Below are 19,484 nucleotides of genomic sequence, written 5' to 3' on the forward strand. Positions count from 1 at the left end.
CCGAGGTCTCATCTTGCGTCTGCGCCCCCTCACCCTTGCGTCCACCGTGGCCGTCACCGCACTGCTGCTCACCGGCTGCTCCGGAGGACAGGACGAGTCGAAGTCCGCCGATTCGAAGGGCGGCGCCGACGCCTGCGCGCAGGTCGCCGCGCCCGGCGCACTCACCGACAGCGTCGACGTCAGCGGCGAATTCGGTCAGCCCGCTGAGATCACCCTGAAGAAGGACCAGAAGGTCGATGAGGTGCAGCGCACCGTCATCTCCGAGGGCGAGGGCGAGAAGGTCAGCGAGGGCGATTACATCGCCTACGCGATGAGCGCCTTCGATTCCAAGACCGGTGACCACCTCGGTGACATCGGCTACGCCGAGGGCGAGCTGCTTCCGCAGGACGCGCTGGCGAACCAGGCGCTCGCCGAGGCGGTCGGCTGCTCTCCGGTCGGCACGCGCGTCGCGTTCGCGCTGCCCGCCTCCGGCGGCGCAGAGTCGCAGCTGTACATCATCGACGTGCTCGACAAGGTGCCCACCGCCGCGTGGGGCGAGAAGCAGGAGCCGGTCGACGGGATGCCGACGGTCAAGCTCGCCAAGGACGGAGAACCCGACGTGGCCGTCCCCGCCGGCGACGCCCCCGACGAGCTGAAGATCTCTGTTCTCAAGCAGGGCGACGGGCCCGAGGTCGCCGACGGCGACACCACCCTGCTGCAGTACTACGGCGTCGACTGGGAGAGCGGCGAGAGCTTCGACTCGTCGTGGTCGAAGGGCGCGCCGTACGCCGCACCTGGTAACACCTACGTGCCCGGATTCGTGCAGGCGCTCGCCGGTCAGAAGGTCGGATCCCAGGTGCTCGTCGTCATCCCCCCGGCGCTCGCCTACGGCGACGACCCGGAGGGCCACGAACTCGGCGGCAAGACCCTCGTGTTCGTCATCGACATCCTCGCGACGCAGCACGCACCCGCCGCGCAGTGATCCGCTGAACGAGAGGGCGGCGATCCGGCAGGGTCGCCGCCCTCTCGCATAGGCTGACGGAATGCGTCGCGTCATCGTCCTCGGCTCCACAGGCTCCATCGGCACCCAGGCGCTGGATGTGATTCGCGCGAACCCGCGCCGGTTCGAGTTGGTCGGCATCGCAGCGGGCAGCAACGCCGAGAAGGTCGCCGAGCAGGCACGGCAGTTCCAGGTCGAGCACACCGCTCTCGGCGCTGTCGAAGCCGAGCAGCTGGTGCGCGACGTGGACGCCGATGTCGTGCTGAACGCGATCACTGGATCGATCGGCCTCGGGCCGACGCTCGCGGCTCTTCACACAGGACGCACCCTGGCTCTCGCCAACAAGGAGTCGCTGATCGTCGGCGGTGAGCTGGTGCGCGCGGCGGCGGCGCCGGATCAGATCGTCCCGGTCGACTCGGAGCACTCCGCCCTCGCTCAGGCGCTGCGCGCCGGCACACGCGCCGAGGTCCGCAGGCTCGTCGTCACCGCATCCGGCGGGCCGTTCCGCGGCCGCTCGCGCGCCGAGCTGGGTGACGTGACGCCCGCGCAGGCGCTGGCGCATCCGACCTGGGACATGGGGCGGATGGTGACCACGAACTCGGCGACGCTCGTCAACAAGGGGCTCGAGGTCATCGAGGCGCATCTGCTGTTCGACGTGCCTTACGACGACATCGAGGTGGTCGTGCATCCGCAGTCGATCGTGCACTCGATGGTCGAATTCGTCGACGGCTCCACCATCGCGCAGGCCTCTCCACCCGATATGCGTCTGCCGATCTCGCTCGGCCTGGACTGGCCGCACCGTGTCGGCGGGGTCGGCCGACCGCTGGACTGGCGGACCGCGAAGTCATGGACGTTCGAGCCCCTCGATGACGAGGCGTTCCCCGCCGTCACTCTCGCGAAGGCGGTCGGTCGCGCCGGCAGCACGTTCCCGGCGGTCTACAACGCCGCGAACGAGCAGGCTGTGCACGCGTTCCACGAGGGCCGGCTGACCTTCCTCGGCATCGTCGACACCGTGCGGCGGGTCGTGGATGCCCACGATGCGCCGGACGAACTGACCATCGAGGCGCTCGCCGAGGCCGAGGCCTGGGCGCGAGCAGAAGCGGATGCCCTGATCGCCGCGTCCTGATCGGCCGAAGCCCAGCGCAGACCCCCCGATCCGAGCTCAGTCGGCGTAGGGGACGGGCCAGTGCGATTCGGGCGTCGGCCAGCCGGCGGCGATGAGCGCCCGGCGGGCCAGCTCGCGGGCCGAGTACGGCGTGCGGACTCCGCGGATGTCGCGGTAGTCCTGGTGCCCCGGCCCCGCCCAGAGGATGGCATCCCCTTCGCCGACCAGCCCGACGGCGGTCACGATCGCGTCCTCCGGAGGAGACACCTCGTGGATCTCGGCGTCCGGTCGTGCGCGACGCGCGCCCTCGACGAGGGTGGCGCGGATCGACGCGGCATCCTCGAAGCGGGGGTGGTGATCGGTGACCACGAGGATGTCGCTGCCCTCGACCGCAGTGCGGGCCATGTCGAAGCGCTTGGTGGCGTCGCGGTCGCCGTCTGCGCCGAACAGCATGAGGACCTTGCCCGAGGTGACTCGCCGCACGGCGGCGAGCGTCTTCTCGAAGGCGTCGGGGGAGTGCCCGAAGTCGACGTACACGGCGGGACCGGTCTCGCCCGAGATGAACTGGGTGCGCCCCGGCAGGTGGGCGACGATGTGCCCGTCGCGCTCGAGCGCGTCGGTGATGCGCTCCCAGTCGTACCCGCCCTCCAGCAGCATGACGATCGCGAGTCCGGCGTTGGCCGCCATGTGCGGTCCGATCACCGGCACGACGGTCGACAGCGTGCGTCCGGCAGGACCGGTGAGCGTGAACGCGGTGCCGCTGGGGCGTTCGTCGTCGATCGAGACGACCCAGTCTGCGCGTGAGGCGGCATCGGGATCGGCCGCGATCGCCGGCGTGCCGACGGTGACGACGGGGACGGTGGCGCGCTCGACGACGACGGCTCCGGGAGCGGAGTCCACGCTCACCACCGCGCGACGCGAGCGCTCGGGAGTGAACAGCGGCAGCTTCGCCTCGAAGTACTCCTCCATGTCGGCGTAGTCGTCGAGATGGTCGTGCGAGAGGTTGGTGAATCCGGCGACGTCGAACATGATCCCGTCGACGCGGTGGCGAGACAGGGCCTGCGCGCTGACCTCGACGGCGACGGCTTCGACCTCACGCTCGCGCATGAGGGCGAGCAGGGCGTGCATCTCGGATGCCTCGGGTGTCGTCAGGCGCGACACGATGACCTCGCCCGCGATGTGACGCTCCGCCGTAGACGATAGACCCGACACGACCCCGATCTGATCCAGCAGCCCCTGCAGCAGGTGCGTCACGCTCGTCTTGCCGTTGGTGCCTGTCGTGCCGAACAGCAGCGGCAGCGGGTCGCCCGCGCCGGTGCCGTACACCCAGGCGCTCAGCGCACCCAGCACCCCGCGCGGGTCGTCGACGACGACGACCGGCAGGCCTGCCGGGGCGGCGATCTGCGCGCCCGCCTCGTCGGTGATCACCGCGACTGCGCCCTGCTCTGCCGCGATCTGCGCGAACTCGGCACCATGGCGATTCACGCCCTGGATGGCGACGAAGGCCTCACCCGCGCGCAGGTCGGCGGTGGCGAGGGTGATGCCGCTCAGCTGAACGCCGTCGATGTCACCCCGGACGTCTCGGGCGAAGCGGTCGGCCAGCTCGGTCAGCGCACGACGCGGTGGGTCGGCCGGACGAAGCACAGGGGGCAGCGATGTCGTGGTCATATCCCGTCCATGATCTCACGCGGCCCGGTCGCCCCCGGCGTTCGGGGGATCCAGGGGATTCCTCAGACCTGCCACTAGCGTGGACGGGTGGAGATCCTGCTGTACCTGGGCGGCGTCGTGTTCATGCTGATCGGCCTCGGCCTGTCGATCGGCCTGCACGAGGTCGGGCACCTGCTGCCCGCGAAGCTGTTCGGCGTGCGCGTCGGTCAGTACATGATCGGCTTCGGTCCGCGGCTGTGGTCGAAGCGGATCGGCGAGACGGAGTACGGGTTCAAGGCGCTGCCGCTCGGCGGCTTCATATCGATGTCGGGCATGTACCCGCCGTCGGCGAAGAGCACCCCCGCCCGCGGTCTGTTCGCCTCCCTCGTGCAGGATGCGCGCGCCGCCAATGACGAGACGATCGCAGACGGCGACGAGGATCGCGTCTTCTACCGCCTGCCGGTCTGGAAGCGCGTGATCATCATGCTCGGCGGGCCGGCGATGAACTTCGTGCTCGCCATCGCCATCTTCACGATCATGGCATCCGGAATCGGCATCCAGCAGGCCAGCACGACCGTCGCGTCGGTGACCGAATGCGTTCTGCCCGCCGGCACGACCCAGCAGAGCTGCGAGAGGGACGACCCTGCCGCACCCGCGGCGCAGGCGGGTGTCCAGGCGGGCGATGTGCTCGTCAGCGTCGGAGGCGAGCGGGTCGACACGTTCGCAGAGGCCTCCGCGATCATCCAGCGCTCACCGGGCGAGCCGCTGGATCTCGTCGTCGAACGCGACGGTCAGCGGGTGGATCTGACGCTGACACCGGTGGCCGCGGAGCGCGGTGAGGTGGATGCCGAGGGCCGCGCGGTTCTCGACGAGCAGGGCGAACCGGTCACGCGCACGGTCGGGTACGCGGGCATCTTCGCGCAGAGCGAGTACGTGCCGCAGCCGATCGCCACCGGTCCTGAGCTCGCGCTGCAGCAGACCGGGGCCGTCGCCTCTCTCGTGGTCAACCTGCCCGCGAAGCTGTGGAACGTCGGCGCCTCTCTCGTGACGGGGGCCGAGCGCGACCCGAACGGTCCGCTCAGCGTGGTCGGCGTCGGTCGTCTGGCGGGCGAGGTGGCCGCCACGGATGCCCCGGTGCTGAACCGCCTTGTCGTGCTGATGAACCTGCTCGCGGCACTGAACATCGCGCTGTTCGTGTTCAACCTCATTCCGCTGCTGCCGCTCGATGGCGGGCACGTCGTCGTCGCTCTCTGGGAGGGCGTCAGACGCGCGTGGGCGAAGATCACCGGGCGCGCGGCTCCGAAGCCCGTCGACGCGACCCGGCTCGTTCCGGTGACCGTGGTCGTGGCGGTGCTGCTGATCGGCATGGGCGCGCTGCTGATCGTGGCAGACCTCGTGAAGCCGATGAGCCTGCTGGGCTGAGTCTGTCAGCAGAGTCTCCGCGGCTGACCCTCTCAGCAGGCTCTGCCGGCATCTGACCCTCTCAGCAGGCTTGCCGGCACGAGTCTGTCGGGCAGAGCCTCGCGAGTCAGGCGAGGGCGTGGGCGGCGAGCCGTTCGAGCGTCTCGAGTCCGTCGCGCGACAGTATCGACTCGAGGTGCCCCTGCACGGACGCGAAGCGCTCGCCGCGCAGCGCGAAGACGTCGCCACTGGAGGCGTCAGCCGACACTTCGGCATCCGCCACCGAAGCGGTGCCGGGTGCAACCCGGGCGGTGAAGGTGTTGTAGAAGCCGACCGAGGCGTCCTGCCCGAAGACCGGAACGGTCTTCTGCACGCCCTGATGCGGTGCGTCGAGCGGCACCAGGTCGATGCCGAGCCGGTCAGCGAGGATCTGATGGCTCAGGCACACGGCGAGAAGCGGTGCCCCTGCGTCGCGTCGGCGCGCGACGACCTGCTGCATGCGCGCTATGCGCGGCGAGGCGGCGTCGCGGGGATCGCCCGGCCCTGGGCCTGCGACGACGAGGTCTGCGGCATCGATCGCGCTGTCGGTCACGACGTCCCACGCGGCGATCTCGACGTCGAGTCCCAGGTGGCGCAGCTGGTGGGCGAGCATGGTGGTGAAGCGGTCTTCGGCGTCGACGACCAGCGCACTCCGACCGGCGAAGCGGCCACCGGGGTGGGCATTCTGCGGCTGCATCCAGAAGTCGGCCAGGCGAGTGTTTCGGGACGAAAGCAGAGCGGAGACCTCGGGGTCGTCGGCCAGCCGAGTCTCGCCCGGTGCATCGTCATCCCGCGCCTCGGCCGCACGGTCACGCTCGATCGCGCCGATGGCGCCGAGCACGCCGGCCGCCTTGCCGTGCGTCTCGCTGACCTCGCCGAGCGGGTCGGAGTGGCGCACCAGCGTGGCACCGACCGGCACTCGCAGCTGCCTGTCGGAGAGATACACCGTGCGGATGAGGATCGGGGCGTCCAGATCGTGTCCGCCGTCGCCGTTGGGGGTGAAGAGCGCGGCGACGCCCGAGTAGTAGCCTCGCGGAGACCGTTCGTGTCTGCGGATGACCGCGCACGCGTTCTGCATCGGCGATCCGGTCACGGTGGGGGCGAACATCGTCTCGCGCAGGATGTCACGCGGATCGAGGCGACTGCGGCCGCGCAGCATGTACTCGGTGTGCGTGAGTCGCGACATCTCCTTGAGGTGCGGGCCGGTGATCCGCCCGCCGTCCGAGCAGACCTGGCTCATCATCTTGAGCTCTTCGTCGACGACCATGAACAGCTCTTCGGTCTCTTTGGTCGAGGAGAGGAACTCGGTCAGCGATTCGCGAGTCGATCCGCCCGCCGGGTGGCGGAAGGTGCCCGAGATGGGATTCATGGTCACGACGCCGTCGCGTGCGACGACGTGCGCCTCGGGACTGGCGCCGACGGCGATGTGGCCCGGGGTGATGACCGCGAACGTCCAGTACGCCCCGCGCTCGTGCTCTAGCAGGGCGCGGAACCAGGTGAGGGCGGCCGTGCGGTCGTCGGCGTCGAACCTCGCGCGATAGTCGCGACGGATGACGAAGTTCGCCCCTTCGCCCCTGCCGATCTCATCGGCGATGACGCGCTCGACGATGTCGGCGTAGTCGTCATCGGAGATGTCGAAGCCTCCATCGCTGAGCGCGATCGGGCTCTGCGGGAGGGCGGCGATCAGCTCGGCCCTGTCGATCTGCATGTGCTCGTCGACGAGCAGGCAGCGCAGGGGCGTGCCGTCGTCCTGCGCGTCGAACCCGCGCTCGCGCACCTGGCGGTACGGAACCAGGGCGAACACCTCGCGAGGTCCATCCGGGCCGTCGAGCGGGATGTCGGCGAGATGATCCACATCGGCGACATCGCCCGTGAGCAGGTCGATGCCGCCCTCACGCGCAACCAGCACGAACGATGCGTCGTGATCGGCCGTGAGCTCAGCCAGTCGGGCGAGCGGAACTGCGGTCATCGGTGTCTCCTCGGTCGGGGATCCGGTGCGGACAAGAAAAAGACCGCCCCGGAAGGCGGTCTGATCTCGTGGGTACGCGAATCACCGCCTAGAAGGCGGGCCACCAGGTGCGGGTCGCGGACATACCGTGAAATTAGCACATCGCGCGGGGCGCGATCGGGCGTATGACGGACACGGTGCCCGCTTCCAACGGTTCAGAAGGGTGGTGGTGCGGTGCTGGTGTATCCGGTGGGGGAGACGATCTGCACCGTGCGGTCGGGCCGTGTGCGATAGCGGACGCGGGTGCGATGTCGGATGGTGTGGTCGCGCGGGCAGAGTGGTCGCAGTTGCGTCAGATCTGTGGTCCCGCCTTCGGCCCAGGGGCGGTCGTGGTCGAGGTCGGCGTCGAGGGCGAGGCGGGTGCATCCGTCGCGGGAGCAGGTGCCGTGGTGCAGGGTAAGCCAGTCGCGTTGTGCTCGGGTGGGGCGGTAGGTGCGGCGGTCCATGTCGGCCACGACGCCCTTGACGGGGTCGGTGATCACCCGGCGGAAGCCTCGGGCGTCGAGGAACAGCTGCTTGGCGGTGAGTGGGTCGATGCTGTCGCCGCCGACGATTGAGGCGGATTCGACGGGAACGGGTTGGCCGGCGAGGAGTTGGACGGGGACGGTGACGAAGATCTTCGTCTTCACTGCCGTTGCGGTGCCGATGCCGCGCAGCCAGGCGCTGAACAGGTCGGCGCGGATCTGATCCCGCGTGCGCCCGTCGCGCCTGTCTTTCTGGGTGTGCTTGGCGGTGGCGGTCAGGCGCTGCATCACCGCGACGGCTTCGTGAGTGGGCACGAGCGCGGTGATCCACGACATTCCGTCGCCGGCGGGGGAGCGGCCGACATGCCGTTCGGCCATCGCGCGGGTGTGCCGGCGGGCGGCGCTGTCGCCGGTGATCCGGTCGACGAGCTTCTTCGTCCGCTGCCGCAGCACCGCCGATGAGCAGGTCAGCACCCACTCCTGCGCCGCACGATCCAGCCGCGCAAGAGCGGCGGCCTCGGCATCCTCGACCTCCCGCGGCGCACCCACCGGGGACGCGAGCGCGCCGGCGGCGGTGACGATCACCCCGACGTTGTGCATCGACGCGAACCCATCCCGGGCGCGCTGCCACAGCAACGGCAGATCCCGCGCCGCGGTCTCCGCGACAGAACACAGCTCCCGCACCCGCTCCTGCGAGATCCGCAACCGCAGCGACAGCTCCAGAACAACAGCCCGCTCCGCCATCTGCACGTCCGCGTCGATCGTGTAGACCTCCGGATGCCGACGCGCGAAATCCACCGCCTCCACCACCCGCTGCGCCTGACGCGCCGCATACCGATTCGCATCCACCTCAGAACAGGTCACGTCATCGAGAAGCACGCCCAGCACATCACCCGCTGTCTGCGGGATCGGGCCGGACTCCTCATCGATGAGCATGCCACCAGTATAGAACAAAGATTCGATAGCGTCCATACTTTCGTCGATGTCGTGACGGACACGAAAAGGCCCGCTTCCAGCCGACGTCGATCGGGCGGCGGTAGCCTGGACGCGTGCCTGCAGTGAATCTTGGGATGCCGCGCGTCCCCGAAGTCCTCGCCCCGCGTCGCAAGTCCCGTCAGATCCGGGTCGGCAAGGTGCTCGTCGGCGGCGATGCCCCGGTCAGCGTGCAGTCGATGACGACGACCAAGACCACCGACATCAACGGCACGCTGCAGCAGATCGCCGAGCTCACGGCATCCGGCTGCGAGATCGTCCGCGTCGCCGTGCCGTCGCAGGACGACGCCGATGTGCTTCACATCATCGCGAAGAAGAGCCAGATCCCGGTGATCGCCGACATCCACTTCCAGCCGAAGTACGTGTTCCAGGCGATCGACGCCGGGTGCGCGGCGGTGCGCGTGAACCCCGGCAACATCCGCAAGTTCGACGACCAGGTCGGCGCGATCGCCAAGGCCGCGCAGGCGGCCGACGTCTCGCTGCGCATCGGCGTGAACGCTGGGTCTCTCGACCGCCGACTGCTCGAGAAGTACGGCAAGGCAACGCCGGAGGCTCTGGTCGAGAGCGCGGTGTGGGAGGCCTCGCTCTTCGAGGAGCACGACTTCCACGATTTCAAGATCTCGGTCAAGCACAACGACCCCGTCGTCATGGTGAAGGCGTACCGCCAGCTTGCCGAACGCGGCGACTGGCCGCTGCACCTCGGCGTGACCGAGGCGGGCCCGGCGTTCCAGGGCACGATCAAGAGCGCCACCGCATTCGGCATCCTGCTGGGTGAGGGAATCGGCGACACGATCCGCGTCTCGCTGTCGGCGCCGCCCCCAGAAGAGGTGAAGGTCGGGCATCAGATCCTGCAGTCGCTGAACCTGCGCGAGCGCAAGCTCGAGATCGTGTCGTGCCCGTCGTGCGGTCGTGCGCAGGTCGACGTGTACTCGCTCGCCGAAGACGTCACCGAGGGGCTCAAGGACATGACGGTCCCGCTGCGTGTCGCCGTGATGGGCTGTGTCGTGAACGGCCCCGGCGAGGCGCGTGAGGCTGACCTCGGCGTCGCATCGGGCAACGGCAAGGGCCAGATCTTCGTCAAGGGCGAGGTCATCAAGACCGTCCCCGAGGCTGACATCGTCGCCACGCTCATCGAAGAGGCCAACCGCATCGCAGCCGAGATGGGCTCCGACGCACCGCTCGGCACCGCCCAGGTCATCACCGGCTGAGCCGGCGAGAGGAAGCCATGCAGTCGACGCTCGTCTCGTTCCCCGATGGCGCACTGACCGGCGAGGGCGAGGTGCTTCTCGTCGATCAGACCGCCGCGATCGTGGTGGTGGACGCCACCCCGTTCCATCCTGTCGACCACACCTGGCCCGACCAGCCCGGCGATTCCGGCGCGATCACCGTCGGCGACGTGCAGGTGAGCGTGACTGAGGCCGTCATGGCTGCCATCAGTGATGAAGGTGCCTTGGCGGTCGGCTCCGACATCCCCGTCAAGCGCGGCGGCGAGGGCTGGACGTGGATGGTCGGCCACCGGACCGAGGGAGCGATCCCGGCAGATATCGCCGTCGGCGCCTCCGTCACACTGACAGTGGATGCCGATCGCCGGGCGTCGCTGAGCCGAGGGCACACCGCGTGCCACCTGGCATCCCTCGCCCTCGACGCGGCGCTGGCCGACCTGTGGCGCAAGGAGATCGGCACCGACCCGCTCGGCAATCCCGACTTCGAGGGGAAGGCGAACCAGTCCAGCCGCATCCACGCCGACGGCAGCGTCGACGAGTATCGCCTGGGCAAGAGCCTGCGCAAGGCCGGCTTCGACTCCGAGGGATTCGCCGCCACGCTCGCCGAGCGTGAGACGCGGATCAACGACACACTCGCCGGCTGGGTCGCCGCGGCCGGCGCGAGTCGCATCGATGTCGACGGGCCGAGCATCATCGACCGTCGCACGTGGCGCTGCACGCTGCCCGAGGGCGAGGTCGGATTCCTGTGCGGTGGCACGCACGTGCGGTCGCTGGCCGAATTCTCCTCCATCAGAGTCGCCCTGGATCTGAGTGACCCGCAGCTGCTGGTCATGACGACGACGGTCACGCCCGCCTGATCACCCGTCTTCACGCGGGACGAGACAGGCCGGCGAATGGGCTCGCGCGAACCTCGGAGACACTGAACATCCGTCTCATCGTCGGAACCCCGCCTGCACGCGTCCGCCGGCACGATCGAGTTCCGCGTGAACCCGCTCGGCCAACGCGGCATGATCCCCGGACACCAAGGGTTCGGCGAGCGCTTGTGCGCGCGTCGCGTCCCACTCGCGCAGGCGCCGGGGAAGCCATTTGCCCGTTCCGATCCACTTTCCCGCCAGCAGCAGCATGAGCTCTGCCGTCCGCTCGAACAGCAGACCGGAGATCATCTGCTTCTCGAGGGGATCCGTCGCATCACGAAGATCGTCGAGCAGGTCGGTGATGATGTATCGGCGAAGCCGGGATTCGGCATCCGACAGCGTCGGCCCCTCAGCCAGTCGGTCTGCCCAGAACGTCCGCAACGCGTCGGGACGAGATGCGGTGGTTCGCGTACTCTTCACGCCGCGCGGATCGGCGGCCCCGGCGCATGGCCCTGGTGACACCCATGCTTGACTGAGCGGATGCTGCTGAACGCCGTCGTCACCGGGCCCGCCGACGCCGAACGCAGCGTCCTCCTGCTGCACGGCATGATGGGATCGTCGGAGAGCTGGTGGCGAGTCAGCGAACGGCTCGCGGCACAGGGCACGCGCGTGATAGCGCTGGATCTGCCGGGCCACGGGCTGTCGCCGCGCGATCCGCGAGGCTCGGTCGGCTCGGCTGCGGATGCGGTGGTTGCGACGGTCGCCGCGCTCGCGCACCGGCATCGGCTCATCGGCCATCCTCGTCGACTCGCCGGCATAGGACACTCCTACGGCGGAACCGTCCTGAGCGCCGCAGCGGCGCGCCTCGCCCTCGACACGCAGGTCTACGTCGACACCGTATGCGCGTTCGCCGGGGGCGGCGACGTCAGCGAACTCACCACGCAGTACGAGGCAGACCGTCGCGCACGTATCGACGCCGATCGGCTGCGACAGAGTCGATTCTTCTACAGCGCTGACGACGCGGTCGTCGAGGCCAGGGCGGCCTGGCGCTTCGATCCGGCGACTGCGGCATCGGTGTCATCGGAGTCGGACGTCGATCACCGTCCTGGCGCCGGTGCGATCCTCGTTCGGGCGCATCCGAGCCGGTTCGTCTCCGACGACGATGCGAACGCACTGCGCCTCGCCGGCGTCGACGTCCGAGCCATCGACGGCGCTGCCCATTCCATGTGGTACAGCCATTTCGAGGGCTTCGTCGAGGCACTACCGGAGATATTCCGCCCGAATGCTTAGCGGTGCGGAGCAGCAGCGGCGGATCAGATCGCGGCGAGCGCCTCTGCGATCATCCGGTGCCCCTGCGCCTCGAAGGCCTCGTCGCCGACCTGGAACGCCCAGCAGGCCGTGCCGATGGCCTCACGAAGGGCATCCATCCGCCAGCGGTCCGGGATGCGGGGATCGCCGCCGTAGCCAGTGAAGAACGCAGCCTCAAGGGTCGGGTCGTCTCGCCACTGCTGCGCGGCGAGTCGGGTGAGATCGGTGGCGGCGGGGCGGAACGCGAAGCGCCCGAAGTCGATCACCCGCACCGTGCCGTCGTCAACCAGCCAGTTCCGCGGCTGCCAATCGCCATGGGTGGGCACGACCGTCACCGGGGCTGCGGGATCTGCCAGGAGGACGCCTCGCGCGTGCGCTGCGGATGCTCGATCCACCCGGTGAGTGCCGTCCAACCAGGCGAGGGCGCGCTCGTTCGCCCGGCGCTCATATCCGGCATCCGTGCGCTGCTCGCGGTCGTGCAGCCGCCGCAGCAGGTTCCCCGCCTGAACGTAGGTGGACGGATGCCCTTCGGCGTCAGTCCCCTCGACCAGCTCACCAGGCAGATGCGCGAGCACCATCACCCGCTCGTCAGCGGAGCTGTCGAGCAGCCGGGCAGCATGCCCGGTCGCCTCGAGAGGCGCCGTCCACCCCACGTGGGCGCTGATCTCACGGCCGATGTGGTGATTCGCCGGGCCGCCTGCCTTCACGATGACATCGCCGTCGGTCGTGCGCACGTGCAGCACCACTGAGTCCGACGAATCCCACGACAGGTCGTCGATCAGCGTCGGCTCGGACAGACGCGCGTGTACCCATGCCGCCTGAGAGCGCTGCAGGCGACCACCATGCCAGCTGTTCACGCGGCGAACTCCACCTCGCCGTGGGCGATGTCGACGGCGATCAGGTGAAGCCGTACGTGCGAGCCCAGCTCGGCGTCCTCGGGCACGGGTGCCGTGGCCGTCACGGCGGGTTCCGCGATCTGCACCGCGGCGCGATCCTCGCCGCGCAGCTCGATGACCGTGGCGTCGATCCGTGTCCCGACCAGCGGCTGCAGCAGCGCCGCCTCGACCCGGTTGAGGGTCTCGGCATTCAGCCGCGACGCCCGTTGCGCCGACTCCTGCATGAGCGACGGCAGCTCCGCGAGTGAGTCGCGTGCCCAGTCCGGCGCGGGTCGGCCCTGCGACACGGCCTCGCAGATCGCCAGCGACCACCGGTCGACCAGTCTGCGCAGGGGAGCGGTGGCGTGCGCGTAGGGTGCGCCGATCGCGGCCTGTTCGAGGTCACCGTCGGGCAGTCGCCCGTCGAAGGTGACGTAGCCGGCGCCGCGGAACAGCGACGCCGCAGCCTCGAGAACGGGCAGCGTCAGCGGATCGTTCTTGTCGAGCGCGCGCAGGTACTCGCCGTACCGGCCGTCCTTCCACGGCCGCCCCAGCGCTTCGGTCTGCCGGCGGAAGCGCGCGAAGGCCTGCTCGTCCGGCTGCGGCATGGTGCGCAGCACGCCGACCTTCGCGTCGATCATCAGCTCGGCCGCTGCCATTCCCGTCAGAAGCGACAGCTGCGCGTTCCAGTCCTCGACGGCCAGTGGGTGGCGGCGCTCGATGTCGTAACGGCCGTCCGCGCGCTGCACGACCTCCTCATCAGGCAGGTTCAGACTCGCGCCACCGCGTTCGGCCTCCTGCACGCGGCGCAGTTCGCCGATCTCCCGCAGCAGAGGGAGATGGTGATCTCCGTCCCGATCGACGGATGCCTGTGCCGAGACGTAGTCGAGCTGCGCTCGCGACCGGATGAGGGCGCGCTCGAGCCGGAAGTCCGTCTTCGACCCCTCGGCGTCGAGGGTGAACGTCCACACGAGCGCCGGCCGCTCGGCATCCGGAAGCAGCGACGCGCGATCCTCGGACAGCACCCGGGGGTGCAGCGGGATGCTGCCGTCCGCGAGATAGAGGGTCTGCCCGCGCAGGCGGGCCTGCGCGTCGACGGCGCCACCGGGCGTCACGAAGCCGGGCACATCGGCGATCGCGTACCGCACCTGGTAGCCCGAGCCGGCGCGCTCGAGGTGGAACGCCTGGTCGAGATCCTTCGAGCCCAGCGGGTCGAGAGTGGCGAAGGGCACGTCGCGCAGATCCAGCTCCGGCGTCGGCGCGCTCGCCGCCTCGGCTTCGGCGACCGCCTCAGGTGGGAACTCGACGGGCGCCTCGATCCCCTCGCGTAGCGCGGTCAGCGCCTCAGCGAGCTCGCTCTGCGCGGCGGAGGGCGAAACGTGTGATCGACGCTGAGGCATGCGTCCACCCTATGCAGAGCCCTGGAGATCTTGGGTGACAGCGGCCCCCGCACCGCGCCACGCGCACTACCGTGAGGGCATGACGAATGCTGACAAGGCCCGCACCCTCATCGACCTGTACGACGCCCCCGAGATCCTCCGCGTCGTCAACATCTGGGACGTCGTCTCAGCGAAGGCCGTCGCCGCGCTTCCCGAGACCAAGGCTCTCGCGACGGCCGGTCACTCGATCGCGGCGACCTTCGGCTATGCCGACGGTCAGATCCCACGCGACCTCATGATCGACTTCGTCGGCCGCATCGCCGCCGGCGTCGACCTGCCGGTGACCGCCGACCTCGACGACGGATACGGCGACGCCGGCGAGACCACCCGGCTCGCGATCGGCGTCGGCGTGGTGGGCGCGAACATCGAGGATCGACTCGCGCCGTTCGCCGAATCCGTCGCGAAGGTCGAGGCGATCGTCAAGGCCGCGGAGGCGGAGGGCGTGCCGTTCGCGCTCAACGCCCGCACCGACGCGATCGTTCGTGGCGGCGACAAGCCGCTCGCCGACAAGCTGACGGATGCCGTGCAGCGCGGTCGCGCGTTCATCGAGGCGGGGGCGACCGCCGTCTTCGTCCCCGGGGTGCTCGACGCCGATGCCACCCGCACCCTGGTCGACGGAATCGGCCGCAACAAGGTCAGCGTCATCGGGCTGCCGGGAGCGCTCACCGCAGCCGAGTACGAGGCATTGGGCGTCTCGCGCATATCGTACGGGCCGATGACGCAGCGTGTCGCGCTCACCGCACTGCAGGACCTCGGAACCGATCTGTACGCGAACGGCGTCATCCCGGAGAGCACCCGAGCCCTGAACTGACCACGACGGGACGGGTGACCGCGGGTCACTAGACTTGCCCCGTGGTCACTCGTCTCTCGAACTTCTTCCTCCGCACGCTTCGCGAAGACCCGGCCGGCGCCGAGGTCGCCAGCCACAAGCTGCTGATCCGCGCCGGGTACATCCGGCCGCAGGCGGCGGGCATCTTCGCCTGGCTGCCGCTGGGCCTGCGGGTGAAGGCCAGGATCGAGACCGTGATCCGCGAGGAGATGGCCGCGGCGGGAGCCCAGGAGGTGCACTTCCCGGCGCTGATGCCCCGCGAACCATACGAGGCCACCGGACGGTGGGACGAGTACGGCGACCTGCTGTTCCGGCTGCAGGATCGCAAGGGCGGCGACTACCTGCTCGCACCCACCCACGAAGAGGCGTTCACCCTGCTCGTGAAAGACCTGTACTCGTCGTACAAGGATCTGCCGCTGACGCTCTATCAGATCCAGGACAAGTACCGCGACGAGGCCCGTCCCCGTGCAGGGCTGCTGCGCGGCCGCGAGTTCACGATGAAGGACGCCTACTCCTTCGACGCCTCCGACGAGGGCCTCGACGCCAGCTACATGGCGCAGCGCGACGCCTACGAGCGCATCTTCCGGCGCCTCGGCCTCGAGTACGCGATCGTGCAGGCGGATGCCGGCGCGATGGGCGGCTCGCGAAGCGAGGAGTTCCTGCACCCGACGCCCGTCGGAGAGGACACCTTCGTGCGCAGCGAGGGCGGCTACGCCGCCAACGTCGAGGCGTACACCACCACCGCTCCGGATGCCGTCGGCTGGGAGGGCGTGGGACCGGCGACGATCTTCGACTCGCCCGGCACCCCGACCATCGACACGCTCGTCGCCCACAGCAACGCCGTGCTCGACGGGGAGTACACCGCAGCCGACACGCTGAAGAACGTCGTGCTCGCGCTGACCCACCTCGACGGCTCCCGCGAGCTCGTGATCGTCGGCATCCCCGGCGACCGCGACGTCGATCTCAAGCGCGCGGAGGTCGCCTTCGCACCCGCCGAGGTCGAGGCTGCCACCGACGCGGACTTCGAGCGGAACCCGCTGCTCGTCCGCGGCTACATCGGCCCGTGGTCCGAGACCGGACCCGTTCTCGGTGAGGAGTCGGCCACCGGCATCCGGTACCTGGTCGACCCCCGCGTCGCCGACGGCACCCGCTGGATCACGGGTGCCAACATCGATCAGAAGCACGCGCACACCGTCGTCGCCGGTCGCGACTTCATCGCCGACGGCACCGTCGAGATCGCGAACGTCCGCGAGGGCGACCCGGCACCCGACGGGTCGGGCCCGGTCTCGCTGGCCCGGGGCATGGAGATCGGCCACGTCTTCCAGCTCGGGCGGAAGTACGCGGAGGCGCTGGGACTGAAGGTGCTCGACCAGAACGGCAAGCTCGTCACCGTGACGATGGGCTCGTACGGCATCGGCGTCACCCGCATCCTCGCGATCATCGCCGAGCTGAACAACGACGACAAGGGCCTGATCTGGCCCGCGTCCGTCGCGCCGTTCGATGTGCAGGTCGTCGCCGCCGGTCGCGACCAGGTCGCCTTCGACGTGGCTGAGGACATCGCGAACCGGCTCGAGGCCGCTCGGCTCGACGTGCTCTACGACGACCGGGTCAAGGTGTCGCCCGGGGTCAAGTTCGGCGACGCCGAGCTCGTGGGCGTGCCGAAGATCGTGATCGTCGGCCGCGGGGCGGCCGACGGGCAGGTCGAGCTGTGGGACCGCGCCACCGGCGAGCGGGAATCGCTGTCGGCCGACGAGGCCGTCGCCCGACTCACCGCGTGAGTTCTGCAGGCCGCCTCGGGAGGGCTGTGCGAAGGTGGAGGCATGACGGACGCCGCGCTTGACGAAGACCTGCGCCGGCAGATCACCGCGCTTCTCGACGAAGCAGGCATCCGCACCGAGCGGGGTCTCATCGCCCGGCTGCTGCAGACCTCGCTGTCGCTGGGCCAGGAGGGCACCGACCGACTCGATCTGAAGATCGCCTCGGCTGCACTGCAGGAGATGCACAACGCATTCCGTCTGTTCCAGCCGTTCCACCACGTGCCCAAGGTCACGGTGTTCGGCTCCGCACGCACGGGTGAGGACGACCCGCTGTACGTGCAGGCCCGCGACGTGGCGTCGGCCCTCGCCGACGACGGCTGGATGGTCGTCACCGGCGCCGGGCCCGGGATCATGCAGGCGGCGGCCGAGGGCGCCGGATCGAAGATGTCTCTCGGCGTGTCGATCCGCCTGCCGTTCGAGGAGCGCGCGAACACGATCGTCGCCGAGAGCACGCAGGTCGTGTCGATGAAGTACTTCTTCACCCGCAAGCTCATGCTGATCAAGGAGTCGCGCGGGTTCATCTGCCTGCCCGGCGGCTTCGGCACCATGGACGAGATGTTCGAGCTGCTCACCCTGCAGCAGACCGGCAAGGCCGAGCCGATGCCGATAGTGCTCCTCGACGCGCCCGATGGCACATTCTGGAGCGGACTGAAGCGCTTCGTCGACGAACACCTCGCACCGGCCGGGGTGATCTCACCGCATGACCTCGATCGCGTGCTGATCACCGATTCGGTGGAAGAGGCGGCCGCCAGCGTCACCGGATTCTGGAGCAACTACGACTCGCTGCGCTGGGTCGACGGTCTGCTCGTGCTGCGTCTGGTGCACGCTCCGACGGATGCTGAGATCGAGAGCCTCAACGAGCGCTTCGGGCACATGTGCGAGTACGGTCGCATCGAGCGAACCGAACCTCTCGACGTCGAGCGCACCGCGGGCGACGTCGTGGAGCTGCCCCGCCTGGCCCTGCACCTCGAGCAGCGCAGCGTCGGCCAGCTCTACGCCCTGATCCGGGCCATCAACGAGCTGCCCTCGGCGAGCTGAGCCGCGCCGGATCGGCTATTCTTGTCTGATGCCCGCGGAGCACCTGTCCGCGGTGAGAGCTGAATAGAGGAGACCGCTGATGGACATCGAACTCGCCCTGCTGCGTGGAATCGAGAAGGAGAAGGCGATTCCCTTCGACGAACTCGTGTCGATCATCGAGCAGGCCATCCTCACCGCCTACGGCAAGCACGTCTCGGAGGACGGCTCGGTTCCCGCCGGAGTGCGGGTCGAGCTCGACCGCAAGACCGGACACGTCGCGGTCCTGCAGTCCGTCACCGACGAGGAGGGCGCGGTCATCGGCGAGGAGGAGGCTGCGACCGAGAGCTTCGGCCGGATCGCGGCCTACGCCGCCAAGCAGGTCATCAGCCAGCGGCTGCGAGACATCGCCGACGACGCCGTTCTCGGCGAGTTCCGCGGCAAGGAGGGCGACATCGTCGCCGGCGTCATCCAGCAGGGTCCCAACCCGCGCATGATCCACGTCGACCTCGGCACGGTCGAGGCCATCCTGCCGCCGGAGGAGCAGGTGCCCGGTGAGGACTATGCGCACGGACGTCGCCTGCGTGTATACGTGACCAGCGTCGCCAAGGGCGCCAAGGGTCCGCAGATCACCGTGTCGCGCACCCACCCCGGCCTCGTGCGCAAGCTCTTCGCCCTCGAGGTGCCCGAGATCGCCGGCGGCCTCGTCGAGATCGTCTCGCTCGCCCGCGAGGCCGGCCACCGCACCAAGATCGCGGTCAAGGCGAACGATCCCTCGGTGAACGCCAAGGGATCGTGCATCGGCGAGATGGGTCGACGGGTCCGCGCTGTGACAGAGGAGCTCGCGGGGGAGAAGATCGACATCGTCGACCACCACCCGGATCTGGCGACCTTCGTCGCGCACGCCCTGTCACCGGCGAAGGTGACCTCGTCGTTCGTCCTGGACGCGAGCACCAAGGCCGTGCGGGCACTGGTGCCCGACTACCAGCTGTCGCTCGCCATCGGCAAGGAGGGGCAGAACGCCCGCCTCGCCGCCAAGCTGACCGGCGCCAAGATCGACATCCAGCCCGACAGCGTGATGGAGTGAGCAGCGTCGGCCTGCCCGCCGGCGGTGCGGCGGGCGTCGGTCGACGCGCTGAGGTGTAAGATGGAACCTGTACGAACGTGCGTAGGTTGCCGCGGTCGTGCCTCTCGATCCGCCCTGATCAGGGTGGTCGTGCAGAACGACCGACTCGTCGTAGACGAGAGGGCTGCTCTGCCGGGGAGGGGCGCGTGGCTGCATCCGACGCCCGAGTGCCTCGACACCGCGCTGCGGAGACGGGCCTTCGCACGAGCACTCCGCGTGCCGCCGTCCATCGGATTCCCCGAGGCGGAGGACGCGCAGACCATCCAACGGTACTTCCACCGGAACAAAGGCTGAACGGCTATGGAAACAAAGTGAACGGCTCGAAATGAGACCCGTCCGCGACTAGTGGTCTGCCCTGCCTGG

General features: G+C 69.3%; 17 protein-coding genes. 11 read left to right on the plus strand and 6 right to left on the minus strand.

The window, feature by feature from the left end; translation table 11 throughout:
* Positions 1 to 46 precede the first annotated feature (46 nt).
* Together V2S05_RS01915 and dxr are read left to right on the plus strand one after the other, a co-directional pair.
* Positions 47 to 961 (plus strand): FKBP-type peptidyl-prolyl cis-trans isomerase, encoded by a 915-nt coding sequence (locus V2S05_RS01915; protein WP_413633589.1) that lies wholly within the window; start codon positions 47 to 49, stop codon positions 959 to 961.
* Positions 962 to 1,022: 61 nt separating this feature from the next.
* Complete coding sequence (gene dxr, locus V2S05_RS01920; protein WP_413633591.1) at positions 1,023 to 2,105, plus strand: 1-deoxy-D-xylulose-5-phosphate reductoisomerase; 1,083 nt, start codon at positions 1,023 to 1,025, stop codon at positions 2,103 to 2,105.
* Positions 2,106 to 2,141: 36 nt separating this feature from the next.
* Here dxr and V2S05_RS01925 read toward each other — a convergent pair whose 3' ends face one another.
* Positions 2,142 to 3,752 carry a Mur ligase family protein gene (locus V2S05_RS01925; protein WP_413633592.1) on the minus strand — a complete coding sequence of 537 codons (1,611 nt, stop codon included), beginning with the start codon at positions 3,750 to 3,752 and terminating at the stop codon, positions 2,142 to 2,144.
* Between the two features lie 87 nt (positions 3,753 to 3,839).
* Here V2S05_RS01925 and V2S05_RS01930 point away from each other — a divergent pair, with 87 nt between their 5' ends.
* Positions 3,840 to 5,153, plus strand: coding sequence for a M50 family metallopeptidase (locus V2S05_RS01930; protein ID WP_413633593.1), 1,314 nt, complete (start codon positions 3,840 to 3,842; stop codon positions 5,151 to 5,153).
* A gap of 106 nt (positions 5,154 to 5,259) precedes the next feature.
* Here V2S05_RS01930 and V2S05_RS01935 read toward each other — a convergent pair whose 3' ends face one another.
* The gene (locus V2S05_RS01935) at positions 5,260 to 7,140 is read right to left on the minus strand and encodes an anthranilate synthase family protein (protein ID WP_413633594.1); all 1,881 of its coding nucleotides are present in this window, start codon (positions 7,138 to 7,140) and stop codon (positions 5,260 to 5,262) included.
* A gap of 194 nt (positions 7,141 to 7,334) precedes the next feature.
* On the minus strand, positions 7,335 to 8,579 hold the full coding sequence (locus V2S05_RS01940) for a DUF222 domain-containing protein (protein ID WP_413633595.1): 1,245 nt from the start codon (positions 8,577 to 8,579) through the stop codon (positions 7,335 to 7,337).
* A 134-nt stretch (positions 8,580 to 8,713) separates the two neighbouring features.
* On the opposite strand from V2S05_RS01940, the gene ispG reads away from it, so the two are divergent.
* Positions 8,714 to 9,844, plus strand: coding sequence for a flavodoxin-dependent (E)-4-hydroxy-3-methylbut-2-enyl-diphosphate synthase (gene ispG / locus V2S05_RS01945; protein ID WP_413635207.1), 1,131 nt, complete (start codon positions 8,714 to 8,716; stop codon positions 9,842 to 9,844).
* 17 nt (positions 9,845 to 9,861) lie between these two features.
* On the plus strand, positions 9,862 to 10,716 hold the full coding sequence (locus V2S05_RS01950) for a hypothetical protein (protein WP_413633597.1): 855 nt from the start codon (positions 9,862 to 9,864) through the stop codon (positions 10,714 to 10,716).
* A 75-nt stretch (positions 10,717 to 10,791) separates the two neighbouring features.
* On the opposite strand, the gene V2S05_RS01955 is transcribed toward V2S05_RS01950, so the two are convergent.
* Positions 10,792 to 11,193 carry a hypothetical protein gene (locus V2S05_RS01955; protein ID WP_413633598.1) on the minus strand — a complete coding sequence of 134 codons (402 nt, stop codon included), beginning with the start codon at positions 11,191 to 11,193 and terminating at the stop codon, positions 10,792 to 10,794.
* Between the two features lie 60 nt (positions 11,194 to 11,253).
* On the opposite strand from V2S05_RS01955, the gene V2S05_RS01960 reads away from it, so the two are divergent.
* Entirely contained in the window at positions 11,254 to 12,003 is a 750-nt protein-coding gene (locus V2S05_RS01960) for an alpha/beta hydrolase (RefSeq protein ID WP_271637913.1), read from the plus strand.
* Positions 12,004 to 12,026: 23 nt separating this feature from the next.
* Here V2S05_RS01960 and V2S05_RS01965 read toward each other — a convergent pair whose 3' ends face one another.
* Complete coding sequence (locus V2S05_RS01965; RefSeq protein WP_413633599.1) at positions 12,027 to 12,878, minus strand: phosphotransferase; 852 nt, start codon at positions 12,876 to 12,878, stop codon at positions 12,027 to 12,029.
* Complete coding sequence (locus V2S05_RS01970) at positions 12,875 to 14,296, minus strand: RNB domain-containing ribonuclease (RefSeq protein ID WP_413633600.1); 1,422 nt, start codon at positions 14,294 to 14,296, stop codon at positions 12,875 to 12,877. The genes V2S05_RS01965 and V2S05_RS01970 overlap by 4 nt, the downstream gene beginning before the upstream one ends.
* Positions 14,297 to 14,375: 79 nt before the next feature.
* On the opposite strand from V2S05_RS01970, the gene V2S05_RS01975 reads away from it, so the two are divergent.
* From V2S05_RS01975 to V2S05_RS01995, 5 genes are all read left to right on the plus strand, one after another.
* A complete protein-coding gene (locus V2S05_RS01975) occupies positions 14,376 to 15,146 on the plus strand; it encodes an isocitrate lyase/PEP mutase family protein (protein ID WP_413633601.1) in 771 nt (256 codons plus the stop codon).
* 41 nt (positions 15,147 to 15,187) lie between these two features.
* Positions 15,188 to 16,942: a proline--tRNA ligase gene (locus V2S05_RS01980; protein ID WP_413633603.1), complete on the plus strand. Its 1,755-nt coding sequence runs from the start codon at positions 15,188 to 15,190 to the stop codon at positions 16,940 to 16,942.
* Positions 16,943 to 16,984: 42 nt separating this feature from the next.
* On the plus strand, positions 16,985 to 18,019 hold the full coding sequence (locus V2S05_RS01985; RefSeq protein WP_413633604.1) for a TIGR00730 family Rossman fold protein: 1,035 nt from the start codon (positions 16,985 to 16,987) through the stop codon (positions 18,017 to 18,019).
* Positions 18,020 to 18,098: 79 nt separating this feature from the next.
* On the plus strand, positions 18,099 to 19,082 hold the full coding sequence (gene nusA / locus V2S05_RS01990) for a transcription termination factor NusA (protein ID WP_413633605.1): 984 nt from the start codon (positions 18,099 to 18,101) through the stop codon (positions 19,080 to 19,082).
* 60 nt (positions 19,083 to 19,142) lie between these two features.
* On the plus strand, positions 19,143 to 19,415 hold the full coding sequence (locus tag V2S05_RS01995; protein WP_271637906.1) for a YlxR family protein: 273 nt from the start codon (positions 19,143 to 19,145) through the stop codon (positions 19,413 to 19,415).
* Positions 19,416 to 19,484: the final 69 nt, after the last annotated feature.

The organism is Microbacterium sp. OR16 (assembly GCF_047306725.1).
In the GTDB taxonomy this organism is placed as follows: Bacteria; Actinomycetota; Actinomycetes; order Actinomycetales; family Microbacteriaceae; genus Microbacterium.

Coding starts and splice junctions, on each gene's coding strand:
- ispG (WP_413635207.1), top strand. CDS start 8,714: ATGCCGCGCGTCCCCGAAGTCCTCGCCCCGCGTCGCAAGTCCCGTCAG.
- V2S05_RS01970 (WP_413633600.1), bottom strand. CDS start 14,296: ATGCCTCAGCGTCGATCACACGTTTCGCCCTCCGCCGCGCAGAGCGAG.
- V2S05_RS01950 (WP_413633597.1), top strand. CDS start 9,862: ATGCAGTCGACGCTCGTCTCGTTCCCCGATGGCGCACTGACCGGCGAG.
- V2S05_RS01995 (WP_271637906.1), top strand. CDS start 19,143: ATGGAACCTGTACGAACGTGCGTAGGTTGCCGCGGTCGTGCCTCTCGA.
- V2S05_RS01940 (WP_413633595.1), bottom strand. CDS start 8,579: ATGCTCATCGATGAGGAGTCCGGCCCGATCCCGCAGACAGCGGGTGAT.
- V2S05_RS01935 (WP_413633594.1), bottom strand. CDS start 7,140: ATGACCGCAGTTCCGCTCGCCCGACTGGCTGAGCTCACGGCCGATCAC.
- dxr (WP_413633591.1), top strand. CDS start 1,023: ATGCGTCGCGTCATCGTCCTCGGCTCCACAGGCTCCATCGGCACCCAG.
- V2S05_RS01925 (WP_413633592.1), bottom strand. CDS start 3,752: ATGACCACGACATCGCTGCCCCCTGTGCTTCGTCCGGCCGACCCACCG.
- V2S05_RS01985 (WP_413633604.1), top strand. CDS start 16,985: ATGACGGACGCCGCGCTTGACGAAGACCTGCGCCGGCAGATCACCGCG.
- V2S05_RS01960 (WP_271637913.1), top strand. CDS start 11,254: ATGCTGCTGAACGCCGTCGTCACCGGGCCCGCCGACGCCGAACGCAGC.
- nusA (WP_413633605.1), top strand. CDS start 18,099: ATGGACATCGAACTCGCCCTGCTGCGTGGAATCGAGAAGGAGAAGGCG.
- V2S05_RS01975 (WP_413633601.1), top strand. CDS start 14,376: ATGACGAATGCTGACAAGGCCCGCACCCTCATCGACCTGTACGACGCC.